Source organism: Jiangella muralis (assembly GCF_001270745.1).
GTDB classification, from domain to species: domain Bacteria; phylum Actinomycetota; class Actinomycetes; order Jiangellales; family Jiangellaceae; genus Jiangella; species Jiangella muralis.
The window spans coordinates 21889-31512 of sequence record NZ_LFXL01000039.1 but is presented as its reverse complement, the minus strand read 5'-3'; the positions used below and the strand labels follow the sequence as shown (position 1 = coordinate 31512).

Annotated in this window: 13 protein-coding genes; 11 read left to right on the top strand and 2 right to left on the bottom strand. The window is 72.1% G+C overall.

The window, feature by feature from the left end:
* Positions 1 to 84 precede the first annotated feature (84 nt).
* The 9 genes from ACW62_RS27485 (at position 85) to ACW62_RS27455 (ending at position 6541) form a co-directional block, all read left to right on the top strand.
* Entirely contained in the window at positions 85 to 846 is a 762-nt protein-coding gene (locus tag ACW62_RS27485; RefSeq protein WP_053207318.1) for a 3'(2'),5'-bisphosphate nucleotidase CysQ, read from the top strand.
* On the top strand, positions 843 to 1751 hold the full coding sequence (cysD, locus tag ACW62_RS27480) for a sulfate adenylyltransferase subunit CysD (protein ID WP_053207317.1): 909 nt from the start codon (positions 843 to 845) through the stop codon (positions 1749 to 1751). The genes ACW62_RS27485 and cysD overlap by 4 nt, the downstream gene beginning before the upstream one ends.
* Entirely contained in the window at positions 1751 to 3001 is a 1251-nt protein-coding gene (gene cysN, locus ACW62_RS27475; protein WP_053207316.1) for a sulfate adenylyltransferase subunit CysN, read from the top strand. Before cysD ends, cysN begins: the two co-directional genes overlap by 1 nt.
* A gap of 46 nt (positions 3002 to 3047) precedes the next feature.
* Positions 3048 to 3311: a PqqD family protein gene (locus ACW62_RS27470; protein ID WP_053207315.1), complete on the top strand. Its 264-nt coding sequence runs from the start codon at positions 3048 to 3050 to the stop codon at positions 3309 to 3311.
* 70 nt (positions 3312 to 3381) lie between these two features.
* Positions 3382 to 3516, top strand: coding sequence for a lasso RiPP family leader peptide-containing protein (locus tag ACW62_RS34390; protein ID WP_157575020.1), 135 nt, complete (start codon positions 3382 to 3384; stop codon positions 3514 to 3516).
* 178 nt (positions 3517 to 3694) lie between these two features.
* Positions 3695 to 3838: a lasso RiPP family leader peptide-containing protein gene (locus ACW62_RS34385; RefSeq protein ID WP_141711665.1), complete on the top strand. Its 144-nt coding sequence runs from the start codon at positions 3695 to 3697 to the stop codon at positions 3836 to 3838.
* Positions 3839 to 3921: 83 nt separating this feature from the next.
* Positions 3922 to 5136 carry an asparagine synthase-related protein gene (locus ACW62_RS27465; protein WP_157575019.1) on the top strand — a complete coding sequence of 405 codons (1215 nt, stop codon included), beginning with the start codon at positions 3922 to 3924 and terminating at the stop codon, positions 5134 to 5136.
* The gene (locus ACW62_RS27460) at positions 5133 to 5588 is read left to right on the top strand and encodes a lasso peptide biosynthesis B2 protein (RefSeq protein ID WP_053207313.1); all 456 of its coding nucleotides are present in this window, start codon (positions 5133 to 5135) and stop codon (positions 5586 to 5588) included. The genes ACW62_RS27465 and ACW62_RS27460 overlap by 4 nt, the downstream gene beginning before the upstream one ends.
* Positions 5585 to 6541, top strand: coding sequence for a hypothetical protein (locus ACW62_RS27455; RefSeq protein ID WP_053207312.1), 957 nt, complete (start codon positions 5585 to 5587; stop codon positions 6539 to 6541). The genes ACW62_RS27460 and ACW62_RS27455 overlap by 4 nt, the downstream gene beginning before the upstream one ends.
* A 6-nt stretch (positions 6542 to 6547) precedes the next feature.
* On the opposite strand, the gene ACW62_RS27450 is transcribed toward ACW62_RS27455, so the two are convergent.
* Both ACW62_RS27450 and ACW62_RS27445 read right to left on the bottom strand, forming a co-directional pair.
* Positions 6548 to 6961 (bottom strand): hypothetical protein, encoded by a 414-nt coding sequence (locus tag ACW62_RS27450; RefSeq protein ID WP_053207311.1) that lies wholly within the window; start codon positions 6959 to 6961, stop codon positions 6548 to 6550.
* Positions 6962 to 7041: 80 nt separating this feature from the next.
* Positions 7042 to 7725 carry a GH25 family lysozyme gene (locus ACW62_RS27445; RefSeq protein ID WP_053207310.1) on the bottom strand — a complete coding sequence of 228 codons (684 nt, stop codon included), beginning with the start codon at positions 7723 to 7725 and terminating at the stop codon, positions 7042 to 7044.
* Positions 7726 to 7793: 68 nt separating this feature from the next.
* Between ACW62_RS27445 and ACW62_RS27440 the strand changes: the two genes are divergently transcribed.
* Complete coding sequence (locus ACW62_RS27440; protein WP_053207309.1) at positions 7794 to 8579, top strand: class I SAM-dependent methyltransferase; 786 nt, start codon at positions 7794 to 7796, stop codon at positions 8577 to 8579.
* Positions 8580 to 8589: 10 nt separating this feature from the next.
* On the top strand, positions 8590 to 8994 hold the full coding sequence (locus tag ACW62_RS27435) for a VOC family protein (protein ID WP_053207308.1): 405 nt from the start codon (positions 8590 to 8592) through the stop codon (positions 8992 to 8994).
* Positions 8995 to 9624: the final 630 nt, after the last annotated feature.

Here is a 9624-nt window from a genome sequence, read left to right as displayed (position 1 = left end):
GGCGTCTCGGATGATGGGCGAGCGAGTGATTCCGGGCGGGTTCACCCTAGGCTGGGTCGTTCGAGACCGGCTTCGAGGAGATCCGTGGCATCCACTGACGCGATCCTGGCCGCCCGCCTCGCCACCGAGGCGGGCGCGCTGCTGCTCGCGCTGCGCCGCGACCACGATCCGGCCGCCGGCACTCAGGCGCTGCGCGACGCGGGCGACCGCTCTGCGCACCGGTTCCTCGCCGCCGCGCTGGCCGACCAGCGGCCCGGCGACGCCGTCCTCAGCGAGGAGGCGCCCGACACCGTCGAGCGCCTGACCGCCCGACGGGTCTGGATCATCGACCCTCTCGACGGCACCCGCGAGTTCGGCGACGGCCGCGACGACTGGGCGGTGCACGTGGCGCTGTGGCAGGACGGCGAGCTGGCCGCCGGCGCCGTCGCGCTGCCCGGCCTCGGCGCCACGCTGACCAGCGACCCCGCCGCCGTCGTCCCGCCCGGCCCGGCCGAGGGTGCGCCGCCGCGCATCGCCGTCAGCCGCAGCCGTCCGCCCGTCGCCGCCCAGCGAGCCGCGGCCGCCCTGGGCGCCGAGCTGGCGCCGATGGGCTCGGCCGGATTCAAGGTCGCCGCCGTCGTGCGCGGCGAGGCCGACGCGTACGTCCACGCCGGCGGCCAGTACGAGTGGGACTCCGCCGCGCCGGTGGCCGTCGCCCGCGCCGCCGGCCTCTTCACCAGCCGCGTCGACGGGTCGCCGCTGCGGTACAACGAGGCCGACCCGTACCTCCCCGACCTGCTCGTCGCCCGCCCGGAGCTCGCCGACGCGCTCCTGGCCGCCGTCGCCGAACCCGTGAGGTCCGCATGACGATCCACGAGTACCAGCTCTCGCAGCTCGACTATCTCGAGGCCGAGGCGGTGCACGTCTTCCGCGAGGTCGCCGCCGAGCTGGAGCGCCCGGTGCTGCTGTTCTCCGGGGGCAAGGACTCCATCGTCATGCTCCGGCTGGCCGAGAAGGCGTTCTGGCCGGCCCCGATGCCGTTCCCCGTCATGCACGTCGACACCGGGCACAACTTCCCCGAGGTGCTGGAGTTCCGCGACCGCCGGGTCGCCGAGCTGGGCGTCAACCTCGTGGTCGCGTCCGTGCCCGACGCCATCGAGCGCGGGCTGGTGGCCGAGGAGCCGAACGGCTCGCGCAACCGCATCCAGACGCCGGTGCTGCTGGAGGCGGTCGAGAAGCACCGGTTCAGCGCGCTGTTCGGCGGCGCCCGCCGCGACGAGGAGAAGGCACGGGCCAAGGAGCGGGTGTTCTCCTTCCGCGACGACTTCGGCCAGTGGGACCCGAAGAACCAGCGCCCGGAGCTGTGGAACCTGTACAACGGCCGCATCCACCTGGGCGAGAGCATCCGGGTGTTCCCGCTGTCGAACTGGACCGAGCTGGACGTCTGGCACTACATCCAGCGCGAGGAGATCGCCGTCCCGTCGATCTACTACGCGCACCAGCGCGAGGTGTTCGAGCGCGACGGCATGCTGTTCGCGAACAACGAGTTCTGCCGCCCACGCGAGGGCGAGACGACGTTCGTCACGACGGTCCGCTACCGCACCGTCGGCGACGCGTCGCTGACCGCGGCGGTGCGCTCCGACGCCGACACCGTCGAGAAGGTGATCGAGGAGGTCGCCGCCACCCGGCTCACCGAGCGTGGCGCCACCCGGGGCGACGATCGCGTCAGCGAGGCCGCGATGGAGGACCGGAAGAAGGAAGGCTACTTCTGATGGACCTGCTCAGGTTCGCCACCGCCGGCTCCGTCGACGACGGCAAGAGCACGCTGATCGGGCGGCTGCTGTTCGACTCGAAGGCGATCTTCACCGACCAGCTGGAGAGCGTCGAACGCACCAGCCAGCAACGCGGCGACGAGTACACCGACCTCTCGCTGCTCACCGATGGCCTGCGGGCCGAGCGCGAGCAGGGCATCACCATCGACGTGGCGTACCGCTACTTCGCCACGCCGCGGCGCAAGTTCATCATCGCCGACACCCCCGGGCACATCCAGTACACCCGCAACATGGTCACCGGCGCCTCGACGGCCGACCTCGCCATCGTGCTGGTCGACGCCCGCAAGGGGATGGTCGAGCAGAGCCGCCGGCACGCCTTCCTGGTGTCGCTGCTGCGGGTGCCGCACCTCGTGCTCGCGGTGAACAAGATGGACCTCGTCGACTGGTCGCAGGAGGTGTTCGAGGGCATCGAGAAGGAATTCTCCTCGTTCGCGACCAAGCTCGACGTCCCCGACCTCACCGTCGTCCCGATCTCCGCCCTGCACGGCGACAACATCGTCAGCCGGTCGCCGAACATGCCGTGGTACGAGGGGCCGTCGCTGCTGCACCACCTCGAGCACGTGCACATCGCCAGCGACCGCAACCTCGTCGACGTCCGCTTCCCTGTGCAGTACGTCATCCGGCCGCAGTCGCTGCAGCGCACCGACTACCGCGCCTACGCCGGCCAGGTCGCCGGCGGCGTCCTCAAGGCCGGCGACGAGGTCATGGTGCTGCCCAGCGGGTTCACCACCCGCATCGCCGGCATCGAGACCGCCGACGGCCCGGTGGGTGAGGCGTTCGCGCCGATGTCGGTGACCGTCCGGCTGGAGGACGAGATCGACATCTCCCGTGGCGACATGATCTGCCGTCCGCACAACCAGCCGGCGGTCGCGCAGGACATCGACGCCATGGTCTGCTGGATGGCTGAGACGCCGCTGGCGCCGGGGCAGAAGCTCGCCATCAAGCACACCACGCGGTCGGCACGGGCGCTGGTGAAGGAACTGCAGTACCGCCTCGACGTCAACTCGCTGCACCGCGACGACACCGCCACGCAACTCGGCCTCAACGACATCGGCCGCGTGCGGCTGCGCACCACCGTCCCGCTGCTCGCCGACGAGTACCGCCGCAACCGGCAGACCGGCGGCTTCATCCTCATCGACGAGGCCACCAACCGCACCGTGGGCGCCGGCATGATCACCTCGGCGAGCTGAGCGAAGGTGCGCTACAGTTCGCCATAGCAGGATTCTTGGGGGGCCGATGAAACTGCGCACCAATAGCGTCAGCTGGCGCGAGATCGACGGTGAGACGGTCATTCTGGATCTCTCGTCGTCCACGTATCTGAAGACCAACGCCGCGGGCTCGACCATCATGCGGCTGCTGTCCGAGGAACGCACCACCGCGGAACTCGCCGACGGCCTCGTCGAGGAGTACGGCATTCCGGCCGACCAAGCCACGGCGGATACCGAGACGTTCGTCGCCATGCTGCGCGAGCGGAACCTTCTCGACACCGCCGATTCCTAGTGTCCGTCCCGGCGGCGAATACCGCCGGTCCGGCAGTTCATCCATCCGCAGAAACGAAAGTGGGGCTCTGATGGCCTACGAAGCACCGACGCTCGAGGAGATCGGCTCGGTCCGCGAGCTCACACTCGCCGCGAGCGGTCGCGGTCGATCCGACCAGGTCCAGTGGTTCCGTTACAACAACGACCCCGGTGGCGTGCTGTCCTGACGCCCCCGGTCGGCCGGAACGGACCGGGCGGAAACGGTTGATCGAGGAAATGAGCGCAAAAGCCTCCGACAACGGCATTCCGGCGGTACGATCTCGGCCTGTTAGAAGGCAGCGCGTTGGTGGATGCGCTGCCGTTATCGCCTCCGCAAGTGAGGCTCCGTAGAAGGGGGGCACGGCCATGGCGTATCAGCCACCCGTGTTGGAAGAGGTCGGATCCGTCCGTGAGTTGACACTCGCGCAGGGCGGCCAGGGCTCGTCGGACCAGTTCCTCTGGTTCAAGTGGGGGAACGACAAGCCGCCGGGCGGTGGCGGCCTCTCCTGACGCCGTCAACCAGGGGCACGGCGGAGTCGTCCGGTCATCGGTGACTCCGCCGTGTCTCGCTCGTGGTGTCGGGGGAGCATCGCGTGAATCTACATTCCGCCGCAGTGCGAATGGGCGCCGATCCGGCGCATTCCACACCGCGCTATTTCCGGCTTTCCTCGTTCGAGATCGCCACGTCCTGGGTGCACGGCTCGTTGCCGGTGGCACCGTATCCGGAGACGGCCGCGACTCCACGCGAGGCGCTCGACGACGCCCTGCGCGCGGCGCTGCTGCGCGCGCCCTGCTTCGTCTCGTTCTCCGGCGGGCGGGACTCGTCGGCCATCCTGGCGGCCGCGACGGCGCTGGCCCGGCGTGAGGGGCACGCCGACCCGGTCCCCGTCACCGAGGTCTACCCGGACGTTCCCGACGCCGACGAGGCGGACTGGCAACGGCTGGTCGTCGATCACCTCGGTCTGACCGAGTGGGTCCGGCTGCCGATCCGGGGCGAGAGCGACCTGCTGGGCGACGGCGCACGGGCCAGCCTGCTGCGTCGCGGCGTGCTCTGGCCGCCGCCGTTCCACGTCAAGGACCGGCTGTTCGAGACCGTCGCGGGCGGGTCGGTCCTCACCGGTGAGGGCGGCGACGAGATCATCGGGCCGCGCCGCACGACGCCGGTGACGCTGCTGGTGCGCAAGCGGCGTCGGCCCCGTCCGGAACTGCTGGCCGCGACCGCCGCCGCGCTGGCGCCGGGCCCGGTGCGCGCGTTCCGGGTGCGCCGCCAGATGACTGGCGACGCCCAGCAGCCGTGGCTGCGTCCGGCGGTCGCCCGCCGGCACCGCCGGCTGCTCGCCGCCGACGAGGGGTCCGAGCCGCTGGCGTGGGACCGGTCGCTGTGGTGGGTGCGGCACCGCCGCGCCGTCGACGCCGTCGTCGCCAACTATGCCGCGCTGGGCGCCGAGTTCGACGTCGCCGTCGGGCATCCGCTGCTCGACACCGGGTTCCTGGCCGCGCTCACCCGGTTCGGCGGCCGGTGGGGGTTCGCCGGGCGCACCGCGCTGATGCGCATCCTCTTCTCCGATGTGCTGCCCGACGAGATCCTGCGCCGGTCCAGCAAGGCCAGCTTCGACCGCGCCTACATGGGCGAGCCGACACGCGCGTTCGCCCGCGACTGGGACGGCTCGGGCGTGGACGCCGAACTCGTCGATCCCGAGGCGCTGCGGGCCGGTTGGCTGTCCGACCGGCCCTCGACCCTGTCCGGCACGCTGCTGCAGCAGGCCTGGCTGGCCGCGCAGCCCAGCCCTCCGCGAGGTACCGAATGAGGAATCCCCTGACGCTGGTCCGGGCCGTACCGCTGCGCGAGTGGCCGTCCGTCTGGGCGGCCACCGTCATCGCCGCGACGGTCGAGATCGGCCTGCGGGTCGCGCGGCTGCCGCGGCTGGCCGCCTGGCTGGGCGCCCCGCTGGGGTTGGAGCAGGAGTCGCCGCTGATGCCGGCCGGCGATGCGACGGCGCGGCTGTCCGAGACCGAGCGGCGGCGGTTGCGTGCCGCCTGGCGCGTGCTGCGGCACTGGCCGTTCGGCGACACCTGTCTGCGTCGCGCGCTGGTCAGCGGGCATGTGCTGCGCCGCCGGAAGCCGGTGCTGCGGGTCGGTGTCGCGAAGGTCGAGGGCCGGATCCAGGCGCACGCGTGGCTGGAGATCGACGGCGTCAGCCTGGACCCGGTCGGCGCGGCCACGTACCGGACGTTCGAGGCGATGGGCGGGACACGATGAGGACGGAGCGGCAGCTGCTCTACGGGCTTCGGGTGGCCTCGGAGGTCCCGTTGCACCAGGAACGGGCCGTCGCGGCGGAAAGGGAGCCGGACGTCGATATCCGGTGGGGCGACCCGGTGCCGCTGACGACGCACGCGCCGGCCGGACGGGTGCTGGCGCACCTGGAGACCGACCAGCCGTACTACACGTTCACCCAGGTGGCCGACGGCGGCTGGCTGCTGCGGTTCTATCGGACCTGCGACTTCGTCGTCGCGCCGGACGGCCGCTCGGTGCGGGTGCACGTCGTCGAGGGGGCCGACCCGGGGATCGCCGGGATCCTCACCGCCGGGGCACTGCTGTCGTTCCTCGTGACGGTGCGCGGCGACGTCGTGCTGCACGCGAGTGCCGTGCAGGTCGGCGGCGGCGCGGTGGCGTTCGTCGGCCGCTCCGGCATGGGCAAGTCGACGATGGCGACGTTGATGTGCGCGGCCGGTGGCGCGTTGATCACCGACGACGTCCTCTGCCTGGACGACGACGGTGACGGCCGGCCGGTCTGCCGGCTGGGCGCGACGGAGCTGCGGCTGCGCAAGTCCGCCGCCGAGCTGGTCGAGCAGTTCGCCGTCGCCCCGTCCAGCCGGCTCACCAGTGACGCCCGCGACGCGCTGAGCGTGGCGCCGTCGCGGGCCGACCGGGTGCCGCTGGCCGGGATCGTGTTCCCGCTGCCCGACCGGGAGCGCGCGTCGATCGAGCTGACCCGGATGGGCGCCATGGACGCGCTGATCACGTTGCTGCGGTTCCCGCGGCTGCTCGGCTGGACCGACCCGGAGATCCTGGACCGGCAGTTCCAGCAGGCCGGCGAGCTGGTCGAGCGGGTCCCGGTGTTCGTGGCGCACGTGCCGTGGGGCCCGCCGTTCTCGCCGGCGATCGCGCCGGCCATCGCCGACGCCGTCGGGCTCGGGGCGAGCGTGGGCTGAGCGCCGTCAGCCCTGCCGGTACAGCGGCGCGGCGCCGGACGTCGCGCCCGAGCGGGCCACCGGCTCGGCCGGGCTGGCGGTCCCGGTCCCGGTTGCGGCGCGGTGGGCCTGGCCGAGCCAGTCGCTCACCTCGGGCTCGTCGGCCTCGCGGCCGGTCTTGCGCTCGTGGCGGGCGACCTGCTCGCGCAGGTACTCGATCTCCTCGCGCCGCGACCGCGAGCGGTTCACCCCGGCAACGATGGCCAGGATCCCGAGCATGAGGAGCAGGCCGGCGGCGACGCCCGCGGCGAAGACGCCCCAGACCGGCGAGTCGAGATCGACGTCGAACGCGCTGAGCGTGACGCTGTCGCCACCGGCGATGACGGCGACGACCACCGCTGCCGCGGCAACGATGATGAGGATCAGTCCGAGCACGATCATGCCGGATCCCTTCGGGTGGCAGGCTGCGTGTCAGTAGTCCACTCTTCCCGCGCCCACATCGGGGCAAACCCGGCACACCGCTACTCGACGTTGCGCATGATGTCGAGGTCGACCGGCCCGTCGATGCCGTCGACCCGGGCGAACGTGTTGACCTGCCAGACGTGCCAGCGTTCGTCGGTGGGGCGACGGAAGAAACGGTAGTCCCAGAGCCGGCGGTCCAGGCCGTCGCGGACGGGGTAGACGTCGTCCCAGTCGGGACGGACGTAGAACAGCAGGTCGCGGGCCCAGGCCCGCTCGACCAGCTGCACGAATGCGTCGACCTCGGCGGCGACCCGGTCGGCCGGCGGCCGGTCGCTGCAGTTGCCGGTCAGCTCGAGGTCGATGACGGGCGGCAGGGCGTTGTCGTCGGGCGGCGCGACGGCGAGGAAGTTCTCGGCCTGTGCCTCGCCCGGTGCGCAGAGCGTGAAGAAGTGGTAGGCGCCGCGGTCGAGCCCGGCCCGGGCGGCGCCGGCCCAGTTCTCATCGAACCATTCGTCGACCCAGCCCTGGCCCTCGCTGGCCTTGATGTAGGCGAACTGGATGCCGTCGCCGGCGACGGCATCCCAGTCGATCTCGTCCTGGTGGGCGGAGACGTCGATGCCGTAGCGCTCGCCGTTCTCCAGCGCCGGCCGCCAGTGCGGGACGATGCCGAACCAGAGCACCGCGCCCAGGCTCAACGCCGCGGCCACCACCACCGAAACGGTGACGATGATGCGACGGCGCATACCCGATTCCCCCGATCCGTGGCCTTCGTCCGTCACTTTATCGGCCCGGCTGGTCGTATCGTCGGCTCATGGCGCCGGACGTCTGGGCCGAGGGCGACGCCTATGAGGCGTACGTCGGACGGTGGAGCCGCCGGGTCGCCGCCGCGTTCGTGCCCTGGCTGGACGTCCCCGGCGGCGCTCGGTGGATCGACGTCGGCTGCGGCACCGGCGCACTGACCGAGGCCGTGCTGACGCTGGCCGCGCCCGCCTCCGTCCTCGGCGTCGACCCGTCCACCGGGTTCCTCGGCACCGCCCGCGAGCAGGTCCCGGCCGCGACGTTCGAGGCCGGCGACGCCGCGGCGCTGCCGGTCGCCGACGGCGCCGCCGATGCCGTGGTGAGCGGGCTGACGCTGAACTTCGTGCCCGACGCGGCGGCGGCCGCCGCGGAGTTCGTCCGGGTGGCCGCGCCCGGCGCCGTCGTGGCCGCGTACGTGTGGGACTACGCCGACGGCATGCAGCTCATGCGGCACTTCTGGGCGGCCGCCGCGGACGTCGACCCGGACGTCGCCGGTCTGGACGAGGGCGCCCGGTTCCCGCTGTGCCGGCCCGAACCACTGGTGCACCTGTGGCTGGCGGCCGGCCTGGCCGACGTCGACGTCCGATCCATCGAGATCCCGACATCGTTCGCGTCGTTCGACGACTACTGGCGCCCATTCCTCGGCGGGCAGGGCGCCGCCCCCGGCTACCTGGCCACGCTCCCGCCGTCGCGGCAGGACGCGATCCGCGCGGCGGTGCGGGCCCGGCTGCCGGTCGCCGCCGACGGCTCGATCTCACTGACGGCGCGCGCCTGGGCGGTCCGCGGGCTGCGGCGCTGAAGGAGGGCCCATGCGGGTGGTCGGCGGGTACGCCGTCGTCGTCACGGACCGGCTGCGCGAGTGCCGCGACTTCTACGCCGGCCGGCTCGGCTTCGCCGTCGTGTTCGAGGCCGACTGGTTCGTGTTGCTGGACGGCGGCGGCGTCGCGGTCGCGTTCATGCGCCCGGAGCACCCGTCGGCACCGCCGTCGCCCGGCCCGCACACCGGCGACGGCGCGTTCCTCACCGTCCAAGTGACCGACGTCGCCGCCGAATACGAGGCGCTGCGAGCCGGCGGCGTGCGGTTCGCCCTGCCGCTGACCGACGAGCCGTGGGGGCAGCGCCGCTTCGGGCTGGTCGACCCGGCCGGCCAATGGGTCGACGTCGTCGAGCAGACCGACCCCGAGCCCGGCTGGTGGGACCCGTACATCCCCTAATTCCGCTTGGTCTCCGAAACTCCGACACTCGAACCGAGTTTTGCAGCCGGTGGCGGCGCCCCGCAGGCATGGCGCAACGGTGTGGGATCGCTGCGTGATCGATGCGAGATCACTGTGCGTGGCGGGTGGCGTCGCTGTCGTCAGGGCAACAGTGATCGACCCCACTCGGCGCAGCGGATCCACACAGTGAGGTGGGGATCGTGCAAAGGGGACGCGCCGGTCACGGTTCCGCCGGTCTGCGTACCTCACCCCCCACCGGCTCGGTGGTCCGAGGCCAACCTCGCTGGCTGACTGATTCGCGTTGGCCTGACGTCGCCGCGTTCGTCGGTGGCCGCAGGTTGGCCGTCCCCCTGGCGCCCATTTTCTTAGCCGCGTGACCGCGCCTCAAGTGGACCCGAGTGGGCGCTTCGCGCGGCGGGGGTCCGCCACGGCACACCCACCCGCCCGAGTTGATCATGGCGAAATCGGGGTTCCCGGTCGCTGGGAACCCCGATGTGCCCATGATCAACAGCCACCCGGGGGTGGGGGGCGGCCACTTCACGCGCGGCGGATGCACCTCACCCGCGCCAGCACCGCATAACCGCCGCCGACGGCTCTCATTCGTTGCTGCGGCGGGTGAGGTGCCCACCA